Raw genomic sequence first — 22,008 nt, 5'->3', positions numbered from 1 at the left:
TATGCTTGGCGTTCGGTTCATCGCTCACGGTATTGCCGACCATTTCGGCACCATCGGTATCTTTGCGGCGCTCGCCGCAATGCTGAGCGCCGCTTACCTCTATGATGGACGTCACCGCGAGTGCCCTTGATTGGCCGCCGGAAGCGCGCCCTGCGATAGCAGGCCAAGCCCCTTGGCAAATCGCGGATCAACCGGCCGTTTCGCTTGCGGTCCATAGAACAGGTTGGTTGCCTTGCGAGCCGCATTCGCGTTGCCGACCGCGGTCAATCCCCTGTCGACGCCAAACGCCACCGCAGCGCCAGGTAGGCCGCCGCCGGAGAAGCCGAGCAGCGGCAAGAGCGAATTCCGCGCGCCGCTCGCGATCTTCGCCAACATCGGCGCCGTGCCGCTTGGGTTCGTCGTTCCCTTCACCGGGATCATCTGCTTGTAGACGCTCGCAAGCTGCCCCATCAGTTGCAGCTCTTTCGGCGAAAACAGCACCTTCGACAGTTGCGAGCCGCTTTCGTTCAGGAATTCATGGAGCCGCTGCGACAAGGCTTGTGCCTCGAACTGAATTTTGCCCTCGCCGGCGTTCGTGAGCTTTTCCCACATGCCTTGACGGACGGCCGTCCACCCTTCCGGCGTTAGCGACTGTTTCAGGCGCACAGCCAGATCAACCGCAAAGCGGCCGTTGCCCTTGCCGGTCGCGCCGAAAAGGTCATTGACGATTTGATTTCCGGAGGCGGGCGGACCACCGTCCGCGCCGCTATAGCGCCGGATCGCCGCCGCAGCCGCGCCAGGCTCGACCGGTTGCGGAGCCGAGACGCTGCGGATGCGCTCTGCATAGCGCGCCAGCGAAGCGCGCTCGCCCGGCTCAAAAACGGTATGCGCCAGCATCCGGCCCTTTGTGCCCTCGAGAAATTCGACAATGCGCGCCGCGGCCTGTTCCGGCTCGCCCTGCGTCAGTTGCGCGAAAAGCCCCTGTTTATAGGTCGCGAACTCATCCGAGTTGCGGCCGAAAATCCGCTCAATGCGCTGCGCGATTTGCACCGGCATTTGGCTGCCGGGCGCCGAGCCCGAGCCATAGGCCAGCTTTACGATTTCGTCCGGCGCTGCCCGGGTATCCGAGAACTTGCCCAGGATCTTTTCAACGGCCGCGCCGATCGTGTCCCCGGCGCCGCGCTTGGCGAATTTCTGTTTGTAATCGGCAAACGACGCCCTCGCCGCTTCCTGCATTTGCAGCACTGCGGGACCGTCGCCGGCGAATTTGCCTTGTTTGATCATCTGCGCCACGCGCGCGTCGAATTGGTCCATGATTTGCTCGAGCGCGTGGAGATCCGCACCCGAACCGCCGCCCATCATCGCCCGCCGCGCGTCGCCGTACAGCGTCGAGAGCTGCTTTCGGACCTGTTCGACGTCGCGCATGGTGAAGCCGGAGCCCGGCGCTTCCGACGTCGCCGCAGCTTTCGAAGCGGCCGCAGCCGGCGCCGGCCGATCTCCCGGGAAGTCCGCGCGCAACGCGCCCGCGGCGTCCTCTTGTTCCAATTGGCGAAAGGCGCGCTCTACCGCGTCGTCGGCAGGAATGCGCTCGTCCGCCATCAATTTAACGGCGCGCTGCCTCACGTCGCCGCCGAGCTCACCGTAGCCGGCGGCGTTCAAATCATCTTCAAGGCCGCGCGTGAACGCTTCGAATTCATGTTGTTCGCGCTCCGAGCGCGCGGCGGCTTCGCGCTTGCCAACGTGGCCCTCGAAACCTTCGGGAAAACGCTTTAGGCCGCGAATTTCCGCGTCCATCGCGTCGAGCAGATCGTTAACAGTTGAGGTTCCGTTGTGGTTGCCGCGCAGATAGCCGGCTTCCTCCGCCGCTTCGCGCGCATAGTCGAGCGGCCAGCCGCCTTGCCGAACCAGCTTGCGGCGCCCCACGCCTTCAACGTTGACCGTGTGGCCGAGCCCGCCGATCGCCTCCAGCTCCGCATCCGGCCCCAAGCCGCCCTTTGACGCGATGAATTCGAGCAGGCTTTGTGCCTTCGGCGCCCCCGCAACCGGCGCCGCGGCCGCGGCCTTCTGCCGATCGTAAGCCGCGGCGACGTCCTCGCCGAACTTCGCACGAATGTCCGCGACGGTTTGCGCGTGCAGCGGATCGGCCGGCGGGGCGCCAGGCGCGGCCGGCGCCGGCGCGCGCACACCAGGCCCGACCGCGTTTAAATTCTCGTCGATGATTTCGAGGCCGCGCAGCGATCGAGGCGTGTTAGTCGGATCGAGCGACACCGGGTTTTCGCCGGCGCGCAAACCTGCGTCGACATCGCCGCGAAAACCCGCCGCAGAGCCCGGCGCGAACTCGCCGGGAGCTTCCGAAACTTCGCGATACTTTCCGCGGTAGTCGGCGCGCGCCGCATTGCGGGCCGCCGCAAAGCGATCGGAGAGGATTTCCGCGGCATCAGCCGGAGCTGCCGCGCGGATTTGCCCGCCGCCGAGCGAGCGCGCCAAGTCGGCGCCGTGCTGTTCCGGCGACATCGGCCCGGCATGAACGCCGGCCGCCGAGGCTGCCCGCGACTGTTCCGCCGCGATCAATTCCGCCGCGATCCGTTCCGCGGCATCCTGCGGAGCGGTTCGCGCCGTGGCGCCGGTCGGATCGAGCGAAGCCGCGAAATTGTCGCGCGCCTCGCCCACCCGCGCGTCTTGCAGATCCTTGAAGCCTTGCGCTTCCGCCTGCGCCGCCTCGCCGCGGCCGCCGCGAAGCAAGATTTGTTCTTCCGCCGACAGCGCCGGGTTTTGCGTGACTTGCGACTGTGACAGCGGAATTTCAACGTCGCCGACCTTGGCGACGTTCTGAGGCACCGCCGGCGCCGGCCGCACGCGATCGGCGATCGCCGAAACCGCCTTGCCGACGCCCTTTCCAACCGGACCGGCAGCGCCGCCGATGACGCCGCCGATGCCCGCAGCCAGGGGAACGTCATGCCCCCGCACGGCAGCGTCGGCACCGGACAGCGCCGCCCCCGAGATCGCGCCGCGCTTTGCCATTTCCCAGACGTTGCCGGTAAGGCCGAACGCCTTGGGTGCCGCTGCCATAACCGGCGCCATCGACGCGACGCCGCCGGCGAGCTGCGCCGCCGTGTCGACAATCGGATGTTCGGCCGAAAATTTCTTGTCCGCGCCTTCCTGGTCGCGCAGCGATTGCGTGTAACGTTCCGAGAACGTTTCGCCGGAAAGTTGATCGTCCGGCGCAAAGAAGCGGTTGAGCGCCGGCGCGAGCGCCGCGTTCGTTGCCGCGTCCAGCTTGTTCAGCAGCCCGCCAACGATCGGAATGCCGGTTGCCGTCGACCGCACAACGCTATTGACCGTCACCGGCGCGGCGGCCGGAGCTGGCGCCGCGGGAGCCGCGGCCGGCTTGGCGCCGATCGAAGCCGCGATTTCGTCAACGGTCGCGTTTTGCTGGTCCGGCGAGAGCTTCAAGAACTCATCGCCCACCGTCACCTGTTTGTCGCCGATCGTGAGAACGGGCATTTAGTTCACGCTCCAAGTGATGCCGCTGGACGTCTTGCCGCTCGGCGAGCTCGAGCCCGGCGCCTTGAAGCCGGGACCGGCAGAACGCCGCATCTGTTCGGTTGCAGCCGCTCGCATTTGGGCCTTTTGCGCCACCACGGACGGATCATCGCCGGGTTGCGGGAACAGCTCTTTTTCGTACCGATCGAATTCAGCCGGATTGACTGCCGCGCCGCTCTCCTGACGCAGCATCGCCGTGATGAAGGCCGAGGCGGCTTGCTTGTACCGCTGATATTGAGGCGATTGCAGATAGTTGCCCGCCATCGGAATAGCGCCGGCCACGCGGTTCATGGCGCTCAGGCCCTCGCCCTGCACCGTCGACAGGATTTTTTCCGCCTGATCCATGCGAGTAGCGAACGACGAGGCTTTCGCCTGCGCTTCCGTCAGCTTGCCGGTTGCCGCGTCCGCCGCCGCGTGTGTCACCTGTTTGATGAATTCCTTTCGGTTGGCACCCGGCGGGATCGGGATCCGCTTGCCATCCGGTCCGGTCACAAAATCCTCAGCGCCAGAAGGCGCGCCCCCGGCGGGCACGCCTTGGACTTCCCGCAACGTGCCGTCGACCTGGTTCTGTTGCATGAACTTCTTGCGGCCGTCCGCATCCTCGCCGACCTGGACGACGTTCCAGCGATCCTTGCCATAGTAGTTTTCAACCAACGCCTTCATCAGCGCCGGATTGTAGCGAGCCGCCTGCACTTCCGCCGGCGAAGCACCCTTTGCCAGCAGCGCGCGCGCCGTCATGCTGCCATGTTCCGCAGCGATCGAGCTTGGATCCGTGTTTTGCCCGGTGACGAGCGCGCCGAGGCCGCCGGCAATCGCGCCGATCGGACCATTGCCGAGGTTGCCCAGAAACCCGCGCGTCCCCTTCATCAGCCGATCGCCGAAGCCATCGCCGGCGCCGGCAAGAGAGAACGGCGCGGCCGCGGGAGGCGCACCACGAGCCACGGCAGGAGCGGCAGAAGGCGCCGCGACCGGAGCCGCCGGAGCCTCGCCGCGAAATGCCGGCATCTGATAGTCGCCGACCGAAATAAAATCGTCCGGCGCGCGGTTGCGATTGACCGACGAAAGATCCGACGCAGGCGCGACCGCCGGCGGTTGCGACGTCACCGGGCCGGCAGTGAACGGCACCGGCTTTGCGCCAGGCGCAAACGGCGCCGGCGCCGCGGCCGGGCCGGCGATATCCGCCGCGGTAACGTTCATCGAGCCGGGACCGGCGAAGCCGAACGGCACGGCACCGGCGCCGAACGTATCAGCCTCAGGCGCGGGGGCGTGCGACGCGCCGCGGAAACGGCGAGCCAGCACCGCCGCGGCCGCCTCGCGGGCCTGTTGTGCCTGGTCCGCCTCCGCGTTGAGCGGCGAAGGATAAAGCGCGTTCCAAGGAGACGCGCCCGTTTGACCCGTCAGGAGATCCAGCAAACCCGCCATTTAAGACGCTCCAAAGCTGATATTGCCCTTGGGCCATAGCGAGCCGAGCCCTTGCGCGATCATCGCGAATTGTTGCGCGCCGCTCATTGTCTGCTCGCCTTCCGAGTGGCCGGTGTTCTGGCCGAACTGCGCCGCGACCGGCGCCAGGGAGCCGAGCAGCGTTGCATATTGCGACGCCGGGATACCGAACCGCTGCGCTTCCGCCTGTAGCGCGGCGTTCGCACCATAATTGCTGGCGTCGATCGCCTTGCCGGCCGTGCCCACGCCGTTCGTAAAATTCTCATTCGCGGCCGCGTTCGTGCCGTTCAGGAGGCCGTAAGTCGTATTTCCGGCACCATAGATCGCGCTCGCCGCGCCCAAAGCGCGATCCGCGTCCGCGTTGTATTGTGCGGCGATAACCGGCGCCTGCCCCGCGGCAACGCCTCGAGCGAGCGCCTGAAAATTGCCCGGCGAGAAGTCTCGGCCGGCGGCCGCCCACATGCCGTTCGTTTGGTCCGTCACGTCGGTTCGGATTTGATCGAGCTGCGCTTTCAGCGCCTCGTTGTTGCCGACATTCGCACCGCTCGCCGTGGAGGAAAGCAGCCCCTTATAATCGGCGAAGTTTTGCTTGATCGCGCTATCGTTCGCCGTCGCGCCGCCGCCATTGAGCAGGCCGAGCGTTCCGGACGTGATCGCCGGCGAAAACGTCGAGCTCGCATTGGCCGCGTTGCTTTCGATCGTATCCAGCGCGCCAGACGCCTTGCCGCTAAGGCCGGCTTGCGGAACCATGCTCGTGATACCGCTCAGAATGCCCTGCAAACCCTCTTTCGCCGGATCGTACGGCGCGAGTTGTTGCGTTTGGGTTTGCGAGCTTTTGGACGTGCCACCCATTTACAGGGCCCTTTCGAGAACGACGTTCGAGACGTGATAGTTTTTCAGGACGCGAACCCAACCAGGCCGCCCCATGACGCGAACCAGCGCGGCGCCTTCCGAGCGCGCCCAATCCTCGACTTCGGAGAGCAGCGGCAACCAACTTTCCATGTTCGAACCGCCCAGCGCGGTAATCAGGCAGACCAAATGCCGATCCGTGCGGGTTAGCAGCGTTACCGCCGCGGCCTCGATCTCCTGCCCGTCGCAGGCCAACCACAAAACGCCGTCGCCGTGCAGAACGTCGCGCGCAATGTCGACCGTGTGGCTAAGATCCGTTCGCCGAACGGCCGCATAGAGTTTTTCCCTGACCTGCGGCCAGATTTCGCGCGCGAGCTGCGGCGGGATGCAATGCAAGCTAGCCGAGGCAGACATAGAAAAAGGACCGATCGGTTTGAGCGTTGTTCGCGTGCGATATCGTGAACGACTGTTTCCCAACCGAGTTAATGAACGTTGTGCCGGCCGCGAGCGCCGCGGCGCCATTAGCCGTTTTCGGGAACAGGAAAACCGCGCTCTGCGGCGCGCAATTTTCGGCCGAAACCGTGGTTGACGTCGCGCCGGCGGCGAGCGTCACCGAACCAGTCGCGCTCGAGCGCCCGGCCGCGAGCTGTTGCAGCCCGAGCGCATATTTGGAGAGGTCTTTTTCGGTCGTTGCGGGAAGAAAAACCGTCATCGTTTCCCCGTCGCTTTGAGGTCCGCCGGCGCCACACCGTTGATGAAGGTCCACACTGCGCCGGCCGGAATGCGGCACTTGAACCGGGAATAACGGGTATCTACCCGCATGTTGCAGATGCCGGTTTTCGCGTTCACCAGGCTTTCAGTGCCGGCCGTCGCCGACTGTTGCAGGTTTTCGCGGCGCGAGGCCGAGCCGTAGACCGCCGTCGCGTCCGACACCGGCCGGAAGCCGACTTTCATCTTGACGCGGCGGCCGTCCGTCCCCTGCTCTGCCGTCTCAAGCGTCGCTTCCAGGTTCGACCCGCGGAAGAAGTTCAGCACATGCGAGCCATCGAACGCGGCGAGCTCGGGCAGGATCGCCGATTGAAAATCGTCCAGCGATTGCGTCATGGCGTCGAGGCTTCCGCCCGGCGCCAGGGCGTCCAAGGCTTCAAGCGTGACGCCCGGTTGCGCCATGTGAAACACGAATTCGCCGGAGAACCTTAGCGGCGTGAAGCGGTCTAGCACCGGATCATAACAAAGCGCCCTATCGAATTGGTTGGTTGCCCCGTTCACCGACTTGTAAACCCACATCACGCGTGAGGACCGCGGATCAGCAACCCCCATGAACAGTTGCAAATTCGCGGCGTCCAGATCCTTGAAAAAGGTCCGGTCAACGCGCTCGCGGCCGATCTGCACCGGCACGCCGCCCGGGTCGATCCGGTGGAAGCCTTTCAGTGAATAGAAGAACACCGTGGAGCCCGACCGGATCAGGCTATAGGGCCCGTACACGCCGAGCCCTTCGGCGATTTTCTCAATCTGGAAAACGCGAGGATCGCCCGGCAAATAGATCATCCGGCGAATGATGTTGTCTTGCAACACCACGCCGCTTTCGCCGCCGGCGATGCCGCGGCAAAAGCCGCCGTCAGCCAAATCCTGTTCGTCGCTGGAATTGATGCCGGCCGTCCATGAATTCGCCCCGTTGACGTCGTTCAACCCGGACCACTTCAAACGGTTCGGGTTTCCGAGAATGCCCGTCAGAACGACGAATTTCCCGACGATCGCGATATATCGCGCCTGTGGCGGATTGCCGGCCAGGTTCACGAACTCGCTTGACGTTGCAATGTTGAACACCTGCGGCGCGACGTTGGCTTGAACCGCGATCACCAAGTTATTGAATTGGACGAATTGCCATTGATCCTCTGCGGAGATCGCCGCATAGGGACCGCCACCAAGCGAAACCTTGGACCATGCGAACGTCGTGTTGTTGAGCAAATAAAGGTCCGTCACCGTGGCCGCAAAAACCACCACAGAGCCGTCGACCTTGTAGGCGGCGAACGCGCCTCGGCATTGCAGCCCGAGCGATTGCGAGATTGCGGCCAAGCTTGCAAAGGGCCCGTAACCGTCGCCGCGCGGCACCACGTTCAGCACGTTTTGCGCCGTCGTCGCCTGATAGTCGGATAGATCGGGCTTGTACTCGGCGAAAGGAACGATCGGCATTACCAGCACGTCCCGCGAATTTGGCCCGTCGCCTGCCGTGCCGACGTTTTATACGCGAGGCGATCGGCTAGCGGCTGGATTTGGAGCTGCATCCGCTGCATGCCCTCCGTGTCCTCGATCACGTTGGTGTAGAGCAGCAATTTCGCATGGCAGCGGATGAGCTGTTCCGCATCGTTGCACCAAGCGTTCGTGTCGGTATCCTCGACCAGCGGCGCAAGCTTGTAATGCATGTGCGGCCGGATGGTGTAGACTGCGACCGGGACCGGCCAGAGCAAAATTTGGCTATCGATGTAGGTATAAGCGCACGGGCGGCCGCTGCCGGTCATCGAGCTTTGCAACCACTCGAATTCGTCCGCCTCGTACTTATCCAGCTCGAGCGAGCGCGAGCCGTCGTACAGAAACAGCGTATCGAGCCCGATAATGTCCGGTATTTGCGCCAGAGCCGCCGCGCCATAGGCCATTTGCCCTACAACGGTTGGGAAGGTCAGCGACCGCGTGAAGTTGAAATAGAACCGCGACGTCTCGTAATGGTCAATTGCGTCGCTTACCGCGCTTTTGATTTCGTCCGCCAGATCGTCGCGCGTCAGGTCCGTTGCGATCCGGTTTCGGAGGTCGAGGAACGTCTTTGCCATCTGCCACCGTCACAGCCGGAGTAGCGAGCGCCAGCGCGGCTTCCGTCGCCAGCATATGGACGGAAGGCGGCGCCGGCTCATCGAGAACCAGCACCGCCCCCGCGTAGTGCAGCCAGATATCCACCGGGCTTACAGGTCGTTGTCCGGGACGTACTTGATGATGATGATCGCCTTGCCCGTGGTCGGCGCGGTGCCGGTGTGCGTATAGTGCACAGAAACTCGATGGTCCGCAGACAGCGGGCCGAGCGCCGTTCCCGTGGGCTTGACGTTCTGAGTAAGCGCAACCGCGGCTTCGTCGGCATCGCCTGCCGCGACCAGGTTGTTTGCGACGCCAGCCAGGCCCACCGTCAGAACGTTGGTGGTGCCTGCGTTGAACGCCTCCACAATTTGCACGTCGGTTCCGATGACGACGGCGCCTTTCGGGAGCCACTGTTTCAGAACGCCGGCGGCAATGCCCTTGTCGCCATGGTTCACAGCAATTCGCGCATAGTGGACGAGCTGCGCGGCATACTGACGGGCGGTGCTGCCCGGGGTGTTGGTGGTCATGTAGTGGAGCCCTTTCCGAGCTTGATGGAGGGAGAAGCCCGGAAGGCGGTTGCTGCCTTCCGGAGTGTTTCAATCAACCGCGGCCAGCTTACGAGTGCTTGACAGCGTAGGTGGTTGCGACGATCGCCCCGAAGTCCAAGGAGTTGAAAACCGACTTCTTGATACCCCAGACAGTCTGCCCGGAAACGCCAAGCTCGCGTTCGTAGTCGAACAGCTCTTCAATCCATTTGAAGTGAGAGCCCTTCGCGAACTCCTTGCCGAAGCCAACGACGCCCGCCTGCGCGCCGCAAAACACCGCGCGCCGCGTGCTGGTCTGCGCCGCGCCGGCATTGGAAATGCCATTCGGCAGACGGTTCCACTTGTGCAAGATCGTGTTGTTGTACTCGCCGAGCGCGCCGGTATAGATCGGCGACTTGGAGGCCGCGCCGCCAGCCAGAGCGGCCTTCTGGATATCGAGCCACTGACCGGCGTTGGTGTTGGTCCGCATGTCCGTCACCTGGTAGTCGTGAAGGAACATGACGAATTTCTTTTCGCCGTTGACCATGACGGGGCGGATCAGCGGCGAGGCGGTGCCGGCCATTTCAACGCAAGCGTCGATAACGCCAAGGTTGAACGTCTTGGTGTTGTCGGCGTTGATCGTGGCATCGTCCGTCGCGCCGAAGCGATAATGACGATCGGCGGACGGTGCCGTAACGGCGTTGTTGCCGGTATAGCGCGGGTCGGTCACCAGCGTATTGCCGGCCAGATGGTTCGCCATGCAGAAGTCGAACCGGTTCGAAAACCAATCTTTCAGACCGTCCTTGCCCTCGCTGCGGAGGTTGAACGGCACGCGCTGCGCGTCAATCGTGTTCTTGTTGCGAACCCGGACGGCATGGGCAAGCTCGTTGATCTTGAACTTGTCCGAATAGGTCGAAAGCGCCTCTTCGTTGCCCTGCAACGTCTGGCCTTCGGTGGTGCCGTCGCCTTCGAGCTGGACGCGCAGCCCAACCGTCAGTTCGTCGCCGGCGCTTTTTTCGAAGTCGGTCTTGACTTGGATAATGTTTGAGGACCCCTCGCCCATGAACCGGCCGAAATAGGTCTCTTTGAGAGCTTCGACGTTGAGCTTTTTCGCCCAAAGCTTGTTGGAGAGAGCGTCATTGACGCCGTAGGAAGTCACAGACATCTCTTGATGCCTCCAAAGGTGAAAATCGGGTGCTGTGGGTTGACCGCGAAACGCTGCGATCGAGCGCAACACCGAGATTTCCCGCCTTCGGTGGAGGCGTAGCGCTGTGACGGGCGCCAAACGAAAACGGGATTGGTTAAGGCTCCCGCGGGCCCTTACTCACTTCAACAGAAGCGGCCTTAGCCGCCGAATAGTTTCCGAGCCCTCGCCGGGTTCTTTTCACACCAGGTTTCGAACTCAGCCGCCGGCATGGCAATCAGCGCTTCCGCCGTCATGTCTTGGTCGCCCGAGCTTCCGCCCGTATTGGACAGGCTCTTGTGAGCTGCCTGCCCGCGTTCGATCGTTTCCAGCTTGTCGGCCGCCGCCTTCGCGGCATCCCCCTTAGGATCAGCGGCCGGTGCTGATGCTTTCTTGTACCCCCGCTGATTTGCCAGACTGTAAATCAGCTCTGCCGGGCTCTTGCCGCGCTCGAAGGCCATTTGGGCAATGGCGAATTCATCGGCGATCAGCGCTTGATGCAGCGCTTCCGGCGTATCGTAGCCGATCGCGCGCAATTCGCCGGCCCGCGAGTTCAAGAGGAAGTCATAGGCCGGCTTGAAATCCGGCGTGGTTTTCTCGAATTCGTTGCAAGCTTTTGTGTAGTTATCCACAAAAGTCTTTTGTTCGGTCGCGGCCTTTTCGTCGGCTTCCTTTGCCGCCGCCGCGTCCGCCTCGCGCTTCTGGATTTGCGCCAGTGTTTCGGTGACGTGCTTTACCGCGCCGAAAATGTCCTCTTCGACCGCAGGAGGCCCGGCCGGCTGTTGCGTCGCCGCGGGATCCTCGCCGCCGAGCTTGAGCCGGTCGATGATGGCGAACTTGCCGCGCAGCTCCGCAAGCGCCTTTTCCGTTTCCTGGTATTTGGTCGCCAGCTCTTTGCGGGCCTTCTTCTCTTCCAGGAACGTTGCGAGCGGGACGTGATCGTTTTTCGGCGTGCCAGCATCAGGCTTTTCGCCACCGGCCGGCTTTTCCGCGCTGCCTTCGCCGCCGCCAGTTCCACCGCCGGCATCCGCGCCAGCGTCGCCACCGGCCGGAATTTCGCTTTCGCCGCCACTCGTAAAAAAAGCTTCTTCCTCCGCCGAGAGAGACGGACCGCCATTGTCGACGGGGGTTGATCCTTCGTTGAGGGACATTCGTGCTTGCCTTCTGCCGGACCTGCCGGCTCAGAGAACGCGGAAACCGCCGCGCGCGAAAATCCGGCTTGGCCGGAATTGGTCCGCGTCCGGATTAACCGGCCTCAGCAAGCAAGAAGTAACAACGCCTCTTCATCACGCCGGCGGCGCATCTTTGCCGCCTCAGCCGCGGCCGCAGCCGCCGCCATGCGCTCGTTGTGGATCGCCTGTAGATCGACCGCCGGCGCGGCCGGAGCGATCGGCGAGGCCCGTAGAGGCTCGAAGCGCGGCACGGACCGCCGGTCGATCGGCACGCCCGGCACCTTGCGCGTGATCGCCGCGAGTTGGCGCGCGCGCTCGAGCTCTAACCGATAGTGCCCGATGCCGCCCTGTTGAAACTCGTAATCAAACCCGGTGCGGATCAGCGGCGCGTCGACGCCGGTAAAGACGAAATGCCCCGGGTCCGCGTCCTCGCTTAGCGCTTCGTCGGGGTCAATGCCGGTGAATGTGTAGGAGCCGGCCGAGGCGATAAAGGTCCGGCTGAATGTCGCGGTTTGAAGCGACACCGTGAACGAGCCAGGCGCCGCAGCTTCGCCGATCGTGAAGGTTGCCGGCTTGCCGGCGAACGTGAAGGCGCCGGCGCTCGCCGCTTCCGTGATCTTGAACGTTGCCGCAACGCCGGCAAACGTGAACGCGCCAGCGTCCGCCGGCATCACAATATTCGTTACGCCGCCTTGCTGGATTTGCCCGAGGGCGAGCCGGCCTAATGCGTCAAAGCCGAGCATCTAAATTACTTGCCCCTTGTATCGAGCCAGCCCGCCGTTCGGATGTCCACGAAAAGAGCGGTGCTGTTGAGCGCGACCCTGTAACGCACTTGAGCACTCGTATTTGTCATCACGAACGCTTGGCCAGCGTTCACGAAGGCGGACCCGGTGGCGACGGCCGCCACTTGGGCGTTATTGTACGCTGCTGCTTCGTCTGTAAGGCTAAGATCAGAAACGAGCAAACCGTTGGCCGATGATGCGTGGGTCCAGTTTATAGCTACTCGCAATTGCGCCTGCACGCGAATGCCGGTTGGAAGCTTTAGGGTAGCCGTCTGAGCCGTGGTTCCGAAGTTCGAAGCGCTAACGACGTCAGCGCTAGACGTCTTGCGCATGAACAAATCGCCGTCCTGAACAAACGGAACAATCACGCCACCTTCGCGCATGATTGAGCCGATGCGGCGCGCGTAAATATAGCCGCTACCGCCGCTTTCCGCCTGCAAGGCGGTTATGACGGTCGCGACCGCGGTACTCGTATGGGCGTAGATATCAGCCCCCACCCCTTCCGCCTTGCTGACGAGATAGATGTGATAGGTGGTGTCTGCGATGGCAACGCCGGAGTTGCGCATGCCGTTACCGGTTCCGGCGGCCCATCCTGCGTCAAGGCGCTTGGTGAGCGCCGAGGCCAGACGCAGCATCACCGCATTCGTGCTGTCTGCCGCGAGACCCGCCGCAATGTCGATATCGTTGGTCGCGTCGGTGACGTTGTTCGCAAGGCCAAGGCCAGAAATGTAATTCGGGATGACCGAAAGCAAATCTTCCTTGAGCGCCACAATCGCGACCTGCGGCGGGGCGGTGAAGTTGATTTTTGCCGTCGTCCCGGCCGAGTTGAACAGCACCGCAGTTCGAGCAAAGACGCCAGTTCCGGAGTTATAGGCGCCAGTACCGATTTCCCATTGCGACAGGTCCGCACTTTCGGCGCGATAGCTGTATTGCGCGCCGTTGACCGCGCCAGCGGCCGAGGGCGATTGATAGCCCGTTACCGCGCTCGAATAGGTCCAATCCGTAGTTCCGCCGGCGGTCGGATTGAAGCGGCAAACGTTGATGAGGGATGAAGCAGCCATTAGCCGATCGTGAACACGCCATTGGTGGTGTCGAGATTGACGGTAAAGCTATTGCCGTTCGTCAGATTGACTTCCGCGGCATAGTCCCACCATCCCATTAGCGGGCCCGCCGCCGGCGTGGAGTTGTAGAGGACAGCGTAGCGGAATTGCGCGAAGCTGCCGCCCGCGGCCGTGAATACGACGGGGACCAGGACAAGCTTCCACACGCCGCCGGTTTGCGTCCAGGACGTGAACGCGGCCGCACCACCGCCCACCGCATAGCCGTTGCCGGCCGCAATTTCGGTGATGTTCGCCTTGATGGTGTTGGTTGCGACCGGCGCGACGTCGGTCAGCATGACCTTTAGCGCGTCGGACGTCAGATTGTGGACCTTGCTGCCAAGGTCCCCCATGAAGACGTTGAACTTGTTGAAAGCGGCCATTTAGCCCATCCCCACAGGAGCAATCCCGACGATTTCGCCGGTTTGCGGATCACGGATCAGTTTTTTCGGAGTGTTGAGCGCGCTTGCGAGCGCCGTCATGTCGCGCCGCATTTCCTGCATCATGCCCATGATGAGCGCGGCGACGTCGCCGCCGCCCCCGCCCTGCACCGGCTGACCATTCGGCCCGACCGCCGGCGGCGCCGTCAGCGCCTTCAAGAGCGCATCCTGTTGCGCAGCGTCGCGCGCGATCTGCGCCCTTGTTTCGGCCTCAGCCTGCATTGCCTTGATTTTCGCGTCAGACTGCGCCTTGTCGTTGGCGATCTTGGCTTGCGCCTTATCGTTTTCCAGCTTCAATTCCGCGTCGCGCGCGGCCTGTTCCGGGTCCGGCTGTTCCTGCGATTTCGCAATGCTGTCCGAAATGTCCTTTTGCGCGGACGTCGGGAGCGGCGAATACTTGAGCAGCGCGAGCCAGGTTGCCGGCGGGAGCATCTTGCCGATAACCGGCAGGATCTGTTGCAGCATCGCCCAGGTGAGCTCTTTTTGGTTCGCCGAGGTCGCGCTTTGGTCGACGATGACGTCATATTGCGTCTTGCCGTCGAAGGCGTCCTTTTTGATCAGCGGCACAAATTGCGCATCCTCCGGGCCCTCGATTTTCACGAGCGTTCCGTCAGGAATGTAGAATTCGATGATGTGCAGCATCAACCGGCCCTGTTCCTTCCGGTAGCGCCGGAGGCTATCGAACAGCGGTTGCAGGATGGTCAGCGCGGACTGCTTGCGTTGGAGATCGAGGCTTGCGGCTTGGCTGCCCGACTGCTGCATGCCCAAAATCTCGACGTTCACGCCGGAGACGTCGCGAAGCGACTGGTTCGCGTACTGCATCAGCTCGTAAGAGCCCTGCGGGAACTGCGAAACCGGCTTGGCGATGAATTTCGGGTTGGCGCCAGAGAGCGCGCCCGGCTTGAGCATCGTTACTTGGTCCTGATGTGCCCAAGATTTTTCGCCGTCCGCGTCATTGTCGAAGAACTGACCGCGTTCGGTGGCAATTCCACCCTTCGCCGTCGTGTTCATGATGTGCATTGTCTGCGACATCCACTTGTTCGACCAGCGAGCCGGGTCTTTCATGGCGCGGACGATGCCGAAGAACGTATTTTTGTTGCGGTCCCGCTTGCCGGTCATGCACTTGAACGAGAAGTGCCCCTTGCAAGGCGCGTCGCCGACTTCGAGCAGCACGTTCCCAAGGTAGGCTTGGCGGTAAATCTTGCGCGTCGTTTTGGTGAAGCGCAGCTTGCCGCCGGCGAGCTTCGCCTTTTCGCTCAAATCCTGGAATTCGTCTTGGCCGAGGTTCAGAATGTTTTCCGGATTGGTCGGATCGAGGACCAGATAGGCCGCAACGCGTTCCCACCACTGGACACGAACCAGCGTGACGCACTTGTCGTCGCCGTCGTCATCCTCGCCGCGGTTTTCCTTGTTGTAGCTCTCGCCGTCGTTGTGGTGCGGGTTTTCGCCCTCGCCAGCGTCGCCGATCCAGGAAGCGTTATAGTCGGCATCTTCAAAGGGCCGGTCCGGATCGCCCGGGCACAGCGCTTTCGCCTCGTCTAGCGGGACATCGCGCCGGATATGCGCGACGCGCCGCGCGTCGACCAGGTTTCGCTTCTTCGCGTTCCGATCCCACGTCATTTCGAGCGGGTCGGTTCGATCAATCTTCGGATCGCCTTCCGGGTTGTCCTCGTAATCCAGCCGGGTTTCCGTCCAGCCCATGCCGCACACGACCAGATCGCGAAAGGCGTCGCTTTCTTCGTCCTCCGCGTCACATTGCTGGCGAAACCACTTCGCGGCGGACGTCAGCAGTTCGCTTTTCTTCACGACGCCTAGCCGGCGCGGCAAGAACTGCACTTCCTGCCGGTTGCCAACTTCCTGACCAGCCACGCTGTCGACCGTCGTTCCTACGCGGTTGAAGATGACGATCGGACGCTTTGCGTCCATCAAGATCGACTTGTCAGTCTCATTGAGCTGTTCGCCGGCCTCAAAGTCGAAATCTTCGCGGGCCTCGCGGCGCCAATTGACTTGGCCCTTGCTGTTGTAATCGGCCTTTACCTGCGATTTGAGCCTGGTAAAGAGCGCTTCCGCGTCGTTCAGCTTCTCGCGCGCGTCGTCGCCGGCCTCGCCGCCGCCCTGATAGCTGTCCGCGTCTTTGAGCATCAGAATATCCCATGCCCGCGGCACGGTGCCACCGGGTCAAAAACCCGTAGCACCGGCCCGGAAATGATTTGTCAGGCGCTTTGCCAGGATCCGCCGCCGCTCGAGCTGCGCCGATCGCGGTATCGGTCCCGCGGAGGCGGAGCGCCGTCCGGTTGATCGTAATGGATGCACATCAGCCCGAAGGCGTCCGCGCAATGCGAGCTCCAATCGTGGTTAGGCCCTAGCCCGATATCCCGCTCCGGATCCGTCGACTTCTTTTCGTGATACCAGCCGAGCGCTTCGCGGCCCTCTTCCGTCGTGTCTTTGTTGAAGAACACGCGAGGGAATAGGCGCCGAGCCGTCTCAATGCGGGCCGAGGCCGCGCCCTGCCCCTGGTTGGGGATAACGAACACGTCAAAGCCGGCTTCGCGGATCGCGCTTTCGTATGACGTGGCAAACACCTTGTCGCCGTGCGCGCCGTCATGCGGGAGCACACACCAGGCTTTGCCCCAGCCACGCGAGCGCAGCCAGGCCAGATGCACCGAAAGTTCCTGCCCTTGCGCCTCGTAGTAATCCAGGACGTTGATTTTCTGCCCGACGAACTGGCAAACCCAGATCGCCACGGCATCCGCGCGCGCGCCCGTTCCGCCAATGTCGAAATAGGCCCGGACCTGCATCAGCGGATCCAGCGGGACAAAATCAATCCGCTTCTTGGCCTCGATTAGCGCCTTGGAGTAATAGGCGCCCTTGACGAACGTTCGGAAGGCGCCGCCCCATACCCATTCGTATTCATCGGGCCGGTTTTTCAGATCATCCAGCCGCGTTGTGTTGAGGATCTTGGGAAAGAACGGGTTATCCGTCCAATTCAGTTGGATGATTTTCGAGCCTTCCGGCGGGGTTTCGCGGAAACGCTTATGCGTCGCGCTCTTTTTGCGCATCGGGTTCCACGTCACCCAGATTTCGGCGCCCTCTTCGCGCACGGTCGGAATTGTGACCGTCCAGGCGAGATCCGACACCGGTTCGGCCTCATCGACCCACAGCAGCAGGATTTTCGCCTTGGACTTGATGCTGTCCAGGTTATGCCGGAGGCCGGCGAACACGTAGGAGATCCGCCGGCATTTGGTCCGGATGTAGGTTTCGCCGACGTCGAAGAAATCCGCCAGCCACTTTTCCGAGGCAATGGCCGCCTTCACTTCCGCAAACGAGCTATCGGCCAGCGAATTCATGAACTCGCGAGCGCAGAGAACAATCCCCTCGCGGCCTTCCAGCGCCCACATCATCGCGCGCACCGCCGTCATTTTGGCGAACGAGCGCGTTTTGGCCGAGCCGCGGCCGCCATAGGCGCCGCGATACATGGCCTCACCGGTAAAGACCGGGACGAGCTTAGGAGGAAGCAGGAGTTGAGGGACGGTCATTCGCTCAATTCTGGCGCCTCGCCCACGTCAAGCATGACCGGCGGATGGTCGGTGCCGAGCCCGCACAGATAGACCGGCGCGCCGGCGGCGATCTTCGCCACCTCGTCGGGCGTCGGCTCCCACGACGTCACCATTGCGCGGCATCGAACAACGTCCTCGCCAATCTTCACTTCGCGGATTTCGTCGCGCAGCGGCAGGCCGAGAAAGCCTTGCGATTTGCCGAGAACGCGCGTCGCGCCCGCTATGCGAGAGATAATCATTCCATTGCCTCGATATCGTCGCCGATCCGCTCGAGCTGGCGCGCGCAGGCTTCCAGCTCGTTGCCGATCCGGTTAAGAGCCGCGCACGCGAACAGCAGGCACAGCCCCAGGAAGATTTCCCACATCAGCGGCGAAGGACCGCTAGCGCCTCGATCGCCGCACCGGCGACGACGTAGACCGCCGCCCAGGCCGGTTTATCGGCGAGCAACGCCAGGACAGAGCCGGCCACGCACGCCGCGGCAACAGTGTGAATATTCAGCATCGTTACACCCCCCGTTTCGGAAACGTTTCAGCACTCAATGAGAAAGATCAAGAAGAGGCACCAACCCCAGCCATCATGGCCGCTCGCGCCGATCGCGCCCGCTGCAACAGCCAGGCAGATCGAAACCCAATGTGAATTCACCTTCATGCCCCCTCCAAGAAGCTCATGCGGCGTTCGCGCAGCGTGACGCGCTCGACCTCCGGCGCCTCGCGCTCGCCGTCCATCAGCCGGCGCAGCCTCGCCTTGTCCGCGGCCGGGATCGCCCAGCCGCCCGAGCCCCATTCGGTCCGGACCTGGACGCCGACCTTTTCGAGCGCCTTCCGAACCTTGACCATCTGGACGTCAATCAGCTTGATTTCCGGTTGATCGCAGTCCGGCCGAGCTCCGAAAAGCACCGTATGCAGCGCCGTCCTGGTCGCGACCGAGCGGCGGAGCATGAACCCGACCATTTCGCACTGTTGCGGCGTGGCATCGAGAACCGTCAGCAGCCGCGAAACGTCGTCGTTGCCGACGCCAAGGAGCGCTTGCAACTCTTCCACTCTGTTACGCAACGCCTCGGCTTCGATTTCAGTCATGTTTGCCCGCCCGGTTGAAATTCAGTGAAGCGCCTTCCGCCTAGCCGATCGGCCGATGACTTGGCGGCGAGGATGGCCGCGGAGGGCCCGACGAGGGCGACGCCACCGGAACAGTCATTGGCCCCGAAGGGGTCGCGAACGTCATATGGCCGGGCGGAGCCTTGACCACCGTGGCGACACAAGCCCCAACGCCGCCGGCGAAATTGCCGCCGATCGCCGCGCCCCTTGCCTGGTTGAGCCCGGACCCGGCCAGCAGCTTCTCACGGATGAAATTCAGCGCCTCGCCGATATCGGTTGCGGCGAACAGCGGCCCGCAAAAGCGGTTCGGATCGCTTGCGCTTCGCCCCTCGAACACGAGGAACCCGCCTTCCGGCATCTTCTCGATTGTCAAACAGGCGATTTCACTTCGCATCGTCGTTTCCCTTCGTTGAGCCGCCCAACACGGCATTCCAGAACAGCCACGGCCAAAGCAGCATCACGCACCCCTCAATGAGACGGCAGGAACGGCCGCCTCCAAGACCTCGTAGAACCGGAAGCGGCGATAGGCATTCCGCCAGGCTGTGAATTGCTCCGGCAGCATCCGACCGCGGACAAAGACCGCGTAAAACTCACCGTCGACCGCCGCCGGCGACGTCGAAATGCGAACCAGGGCAACGCCATGAAGCGGATCCGGCATCACTCTTCCCCCATGCCGGCCGGGAACGGCGCCGCGACGAGCTCAATCTTGGAAATGGTTTTGATCGCCCCACCGTCCGGCCCTTGCAGCTCTTGCGTTACCTTGTCGCCGTAGACCTTGGGCGCCATGCGAGCCATCAGCCATTTCCGAGTGTCGACCTTGAGCCGAGAGCGCGCGACGAATTCGGCGTTGATCCGCGTCGCGCCGGTTTCAGGATCGGTAATCGCGTCGTCGCTATCATCGTCTGAAATCTCAAGGATTTCTTCCGCCATAGCGTCCGCCCGAGCTTCCCTCGCGCGCGCGTACTGGTCGCGGAACTCTTTGTGGGCCGCCAGCCATCGGAAAACCGTCGCCTTGTCCGGCATATCGTCAGCCAGGCAGATCGAACGCAGGCTGACGCCTTCCGCCATTCGAGCGCAGATCACGGCAACGAGTTCCGGGGAATAGTCAGACGGCCGACCCATAGGTTTGCGCCTTACCCCAGATCGTTCGAGAACTGCCCGAGGGCCGAAAGGAATTCATCGGTCTGCCCCTCGATCTGTTGAGCGATCTTGCCAACGGCGCCGGCGACCGTCTCCCGTTGACGGGCAAGCGTCCCTTCCAGGATCCGGAGTTGGGCTTGCTGGATTTCGCCCATCATGCGGGTATGCTCTTCCATCATCTGCTTGACGGACGCGCCGGCACTAGCGGGATTGGTGGACATGGTGGCAGCTCCATTGGCTTTGGCCGCCACAGGGATTGCAGCCGGCTTCTCAGGGATCAGGGACACGGGCGGCAGCTTGATCGCGTTCCGAACAGCGACCTCGCATTCAGCATCAGAGGCCGAGGCGTCGACCGCGGCCGAGTAGCCATCCCAGCGAAGGACAATCCGGCCCGCTTCTAGGCCCATCGTCAGTGTTTCAATCCCTGCGACGTCAGCCATTCGAGTTTTCAAGTCGTGAATGCTCATCGAACCCCGCCTTAAAAAATGACCCGACGCCGTTTGCATTTGGCGCCGGGTCTAGTCTCACCGAGCGTGGCGCCCGCTGATTAAATGCCCTGATTTGCGCGATCTATCCAACGTCGAAGACGACGCGTCTTACTGCTTTACGTTGATAACAGTGGGGACAACTTAGCGAGCAACCCTCAGACTGACGCGCCGGACCGACCAGCCGCGCCGCCGCTTGAGCTTTCGCCAGAATTGCGCATCCGTCAGGCCGGACCAAACCGGCGTTTCGCGCAAGCGAACATGATCCGACAGAACCTTTTCGATCACATGCCCGCGCGTAAAGGCCATATAGCCGTGGTTGATGTAGCCGCGATAACCCACGACAGCCCACCGGATTTGCGATTTGTGTTTCATTGCCCCTCACCCCGCCTTGCGGATCTTGTTGCCGGTGGCGCCGTCGATCCCATGCTTTGCCAACAGCTCGAGCGGCGCCCGGCAACCGAGCATTCCAGGCTCAGGCCCGGCGTAGCGGGACCAAACGCCGGTTCGGACAAACATCGAAATCACCTTGTCGAAATCCGTCACCGCGGCGTACCCGGCGCGCTCCGAGGGGGTTTCGGCCCGCTTTGCATGGCGTTCGGCAAGCGCGGCCTCGAAATAGGCGAGCGACGCAACGTCTGGCTTGCGGCGCCGCAGATCGCGGACCACTTCGCGGATCATGCCAGGGTCATAGCCCTTGCCGAGCCATTCGGCGGCGAGCGTCAGGTTTACGTGAGAACCGAGGATTTCCCGCAGATCAGCGCGAAGCGCCTCTTCCACCAAATCAATCTGACCAGCGCGCGGCGCGTCTGCTCTGCTCTGCTCTGTTTCTGTTCTGCTCTGCTCTGGGGGCGTTACGGTAACGTCGGGTGAAACGTTTCCGGTAACGCCGGCTTCTCGTTTCTTTCGCTCGCGGAAATCGCGAACGCGCTTAGTCGAGCTATCCGACTGGTATTGCCGGCCGCTCCAATTGTGAGGGGCAAAGCCGCCGTCGACCTTATCGAGCAAGCCGGCGCGGTACAGTTCAGTCACCAGGACCGCCGCGCGTTGCTCCGACATGCGGAGCGCAAACGCCAGATCCGGCGCCGGCGGAAGCTTCCCGCCGTGGTCCGATGCCACGCAAAGGCACGCCACCCAATGCCAGCGCGTTGCTTCCGGCAGCTTCATCACCTTCGGATCGTTGATGACGCCCGCATACATGCGGAACCACGGATTGTTCATTCCCCTGCCGCCCTTGTCATGTTGAACAGCGTCGCACCCAGGCCGACGCCTACCTTGACCTCTACGCACGCCAGCCGATCGCGCCCGGCCATTTGGTCAGCAAGTTCGCGCGACGAGTACACAGAGCCGCAAGCGCCCATCAGCGGCCGGTAGAGGTTCACCCAATAGGATGCCGGTTCAGCCTCACCCATTGCGACGGTCCCGCAACCAGGCCAGGCGGTTCGCCACGTCGCATTCGCGCATGTTCAGCGCGGAGGCTATGTCGCGCGTGTCCTTCTTTTCCTTCCACAAGGCGAGGATCACGCCATCGCGCGCCAAGTCGGAATGATCCTGTTTCATTTGCCCGGGCGCATAGATCCCAGGAAGGTGCAGTGTTGTCATGCGTCCAACCTTTCGCGCAGTTCAAAGAAGCCAGCGACTTCTGGGTGAAGTTTTAGAAACCAGCGCGCTAGCGGCGCCGTCCAATTGTTGTTTGCCTTGAAGGCGCGGTTTCCGCGCTCAACGTGCATATGCCAGCGCACGCGGTGCAGAATCGCGTCCGCAGAGTAGCGCGCGAAGCCGTTGGCGCGGACCTCGAGCGCTAGCTTTTCGAAGCTGTGACAGACTTCGACCGGCACGCCTTCCGGGTAAGACGGCGGCGCCGTCATCAGCTCGAGCG

Annotated in this window: 28 protein-coding genes; all 28 read right to left on the bottom strand. The window is 62.7% G+C overall.

The annotated features are described in order from the left end of the window. Positions 1-111: 111 nt before the first annotated feature. On the bottom strand, positions 112-3,483 hold the full coding sequence (locus tag CQ13_RS26770) for a hypothetical protein (protein ID WP_057845807.1): 3,372 nt from the start codon (positions 3,481-3,483) through the stop codon (positions 112-114). Next, positions 3,484-4,944 carry a hypothetical protein gene (locus tag CQ13_RS26765; RefSeq protein WP_057845806.1) on the bottom strand — a complete coding sequence of 487 codons (1,461 nt, stop codon included), beginning with the start codon at positions 4,942-4,944 and terminating at the stop codon, positions 3,484-3,486. Further along, a complete protein-coding gene (locus tag CQ13_RS26760) occupies positions 4,945-5,814 on the bottom strand; it encodes a hypothetical protein (protein WP_057845805.1) in 870 nt (289 codons plus the stop codon). Further along, positions 5,815-6,225 (bottom strand): hypothetical protein, encoded by a 411-nt coding sequence (locus CQ13_RS26755; RefSeq protein ID WP_063800147.1) that lies wholly within the window; start codon positions 6,223-6,225, stop codon positions 5,815-5,817. After that, on the bottom strand, positions 6,209-6,523 hold the full coding sequence (locus CQ13_RS26750; protein WP_057845803.1) for a hypothetical protein: 315 nt from the start codon (positions 6,521-6,523) through the stop codon (positions 6,209-6,211). Before CQ13_RS26750 ends, CQ13_RS26755 begins: the two co-directional genes overlap by 17 nt. After that, positions 6,520-7,500, bottom strand: coding sequence for a hypothetical protein (locus CQ13_RS26745; RefSeq protein ID WP_245309323.1), 981 nt, complete (start codon positions 7,498-7,500; stop codon positions 6,520-6,522). The genes CQ13_RS26750 and CQ13_RS26745 overlap by 4 nt, the downstream gene beginning before the upstream one ends. A 503-nt stretch (positions 7,501-8,003) precedes the next feature. Next, the gene (locus CQ13_RS26740) at positions 8,004-8,636 is read right to left on the bottom strand and encodes a phage adaptor protein (RefSeq protein ID WP_057845801.1); all 633 of its coding nucleotides are present in this window, start codon (positions 8,634-8,636) and stop codon (positions 8,004-8,006) included. A 129-nt stretch (positions 8,637-8,765) separates the two neighbouring features. Beyond that, positions 8,766-9,182: a hypothetical protein gene (locus CQ13_RS26735; RefSeq protein WP_057845800.1), complete on the bottom strand. Its 417-nt coding sequence runs from the start codon at positions 9,180-9,182 to the stop codon at positions 8,766-8,768. Positions 9,183-9,270: 88 nt separating this feature from the next. Continuing rightward, positions 9,271-10,344: a N4-gp56 family major capsid protein gene (locus CQ13_RS26730; protein ID WP_057845799.1), complete on the bottom strand. Its 1,074-nt coding sequence runs from the start codon at positions 10,342-10,344 to the stop codon at positions 9,271-9,273. A 179-nt stretch (positions 10,345-10,523) separates the two neighbouring features. Further along, positions 10,524-11,513 (bottom strand): hypothetical protein, encoded by a 990-nt coding sequence (locus CQ13_RS26725; protein ID WP_057845798.1) that lies wholly within the window; start codon positions 11,511-11,513, stop codon positions 10,524-10,526. 104 nt (positions 11,514-11,617) lie between these two features. Continuing rightward, entirely contained in the window at positions 11,618-12,205 is a 588-nt protein-coding gene (locus CQ13_RS26720) for a hypothetical protein (RefSeq protein WP_156433925.1), read from the bottom strand. A 77-nt stretch (positions 12,206-12,282) separates the two neighbouring features. Next, complete coding sequence (locus CQ13_RS44610; RefSeq protein WP_057845796.1) at positions 12,283-13,377, bottom strand: hypothetical protein; 1,095 nt, start codon at positions 13,375-13,377, stop codon at positions 12,283-12,285. Beyond that, a complete protein-coding gene (locus CQ13_RS26710; RefSeq protein WP_057845795.1) occupies positions 13,377-13,796 on the bottom strand; it encodes a hypothetical protein in 420 nt (139 codons plus the stop codon). Before CQ13_RS26710 ends, CQ13_RS44610 begins: the two co-directional genes overlap by 1 nt. Continuing rightward, on the bottom strand, positions 13,797-15,995 hold the full coding sequence (locus CQ13_RS26705; RefSeq protein ID WP_057845794.1) for a portal protein: 2,199 nt from the start codon (positions 15,993-15,995) through the stop codon (positions 13,797-13,799). A 71-nt stretch (positions 15,996-16,066) separates the two neighbouring features. After that, entirely contained in the window at positions 16,067-17,389 is a 1,323-nt protein-coding gene (locus tag CQ13_RS26700; protein ID WP_057845793.1) for a PBSX family phage terminase large subunit, read from the bottom strand. Further along, entirely contained in the window at positions 17,386-17,649 is a 264-nt protein-coding gene (locus CQ13_RS26695) for a hypothetical protein (protein WP_057845792.1), read from the bottom strand. Before CQ13_RS26695 ends, CQ13_RS26700 begins: the two co-directional genes overlap by 4 nt. Further along, a complete protein-coding gene (locus CQ13_RS46510; protein WP_283807525.1) occupies positions 17,646-17,774 on the bottom strand; it encodes a hypothetical protein in 129 nt (42 codons plus the stop codon). Before CQ13_RS46510 ends, CQ13_RS26695 begins: the two co-directional genes overlap by 4 nt. Beyond that, on the bottom strand, positions 17,774-17,911 hold the full coding sequence (locus CQ13_RS43470; protein WP_156433924.1) for a hypothetical protein: 138 nt from the start codon (positions 17,909-17,911) through the stop codon (positions 17,774-17,776). Before CQ13_RS43470 ends, CQ13_RS46510 begins: the two co-directional genes overlap by 1 nt. A 143-nt stretch (positions 17,912-18,054) precedes the next feature. Further along, positions 18,055-18,486, bottom strand: a complete 432-nt coding sequence (locus tag CQ13_RS26690; RefSeq protein ID WP_057845791.1) for a hypothetical protein — start codon at positions 18,484-18,486, stop codon at positions 18,055-18,057. Positions 18,487-18,526: 40 nt separating this feature from the next. Next, the gene (locus CQ13_RS26685; protein ID WP_057845790.1) at positions 18,527-18,898 is read right to left on the bottom strand and encodes a hypothetical protein; all 372 of its coding nucleotides are present in this window, start codon (positions 18,896-18,898) and stop codon (positions 18,527-18,529) included. Between the two features lie 63 nt (positions 18,899-18,961). Beyond that, positions 18,962-19,162 (bottom strand): hypothetical protein, encoded by a 201-nt coding sequence (locus tag CQ13_RS26680; protein WP_057845789.1) that lies wholly within the window; start codon positions 19,160-19,162, stop codon positions 18,962-18,964. Next, positions 19,162-19,626 carry a terminase small subunit-like protein gene (locus CQ13_RS26675; RefSeq protein ID WP_057845788.1) on the bottom strand — a complete coding sequence of 155 codons (465 nt, stop codon included), beginning with the start codon at positions 19,624-19,626 and terminating at the stop codon, positions 19,162-19,164. The genes CQ13_RS26680 and CQ13_RS26675 overlap by 1 nt, the downstream gene beginning before the upstream one ends. A gap of 11 nt (positions 19,627-19,637) precedes the next feature. Next, on the bottom strand, positions 19,638-20,111 hold the full coding sequence (locus CQ13_RS26670; RefSeq protein WP_057845787.1) for a hypothetical protein: 474 nt from the start codon (positions 20,109-20,111) through the stop codon (positions 19,638-19,640). Positions 20,112-20,273: 162 nt separating this feature from the next. After that, entirely contained in the window at positions 20,274-20,504 is a 231-nt protein-coding gene (locus CQ13_RS26665; protein ID WP_057845786.1) for a hypothetical protein, read from the bottom strand. Positions 20,505-20,510: 6 nt separating this feature from the next. Next, positions 20,511-21,350 (bottom strand): hypothetical protein, encoded by an 840-nt coding sequence (locus CQ13_RS26660; protein ID WP_156433923.1) that lies wholly within the window; start codon positions 21,348-21,350, stop codon positions 20,511-20,513. Further along, the gene (locus CQ13_RS26655; RefSeq protein WP_057845784.1) at positions 21,347-21,541 is read right to left on the bottom strand and encodes a hypothetical protein; all 195 of its coding nucleotides are present in this window, start codon (positions 21,539-21,541) and stop codon (positions 21,347-21,349) included. Before CQ13_RS26655 ends, CQ13_RS26660 begins: the two co-directional genes overlap by 4 nt. Further along, positions 21,534-21,731 carry a hypothetical protein gene (locus CQ13_RS44605; protein WP_197427439.1) on the bottom strand — a complete coding sequence of 66 codons (198 nt, stop codon included), beginning with the start codon at positions 21,729-21,731 and terminating at the stop codon, positions 21,534-21,536. Before CQ13_RS44605 ends, CQ13_RS26655 begins: the two co-directional genes overlap by 8 nt. Beyond that, positions 21,728-21,997, bottom strand: coding sequence for a hypothetical protein (locus tag CQ13_RS26650; RefSeq protein ID WP_156433922.1), 270 nt, complete (start codon positions 21,995-21,997; stop codon positions 21,728-21,730). Before CQ13_RS26650 ends, CQ13_RS44605 begins: the two co-directional genes overlap by 4 nt. Positions 21,998-22,008: the final 11 nt, after the last annotated feature.

The sequence above is a fragment of the Bradyrhizobium retamae genome (assembly GCF_001440415.1).
Lineage (GTDB): Bacteria > Pseudomonadota > Alphaproteobacteria > Rhizobiales > Xanthobacteraceae > Bradyrhizobium > Bradyrhizobium retamae.
This window is presented reverse-complemented; position numbering and strand designations above follow the sequence as displayed.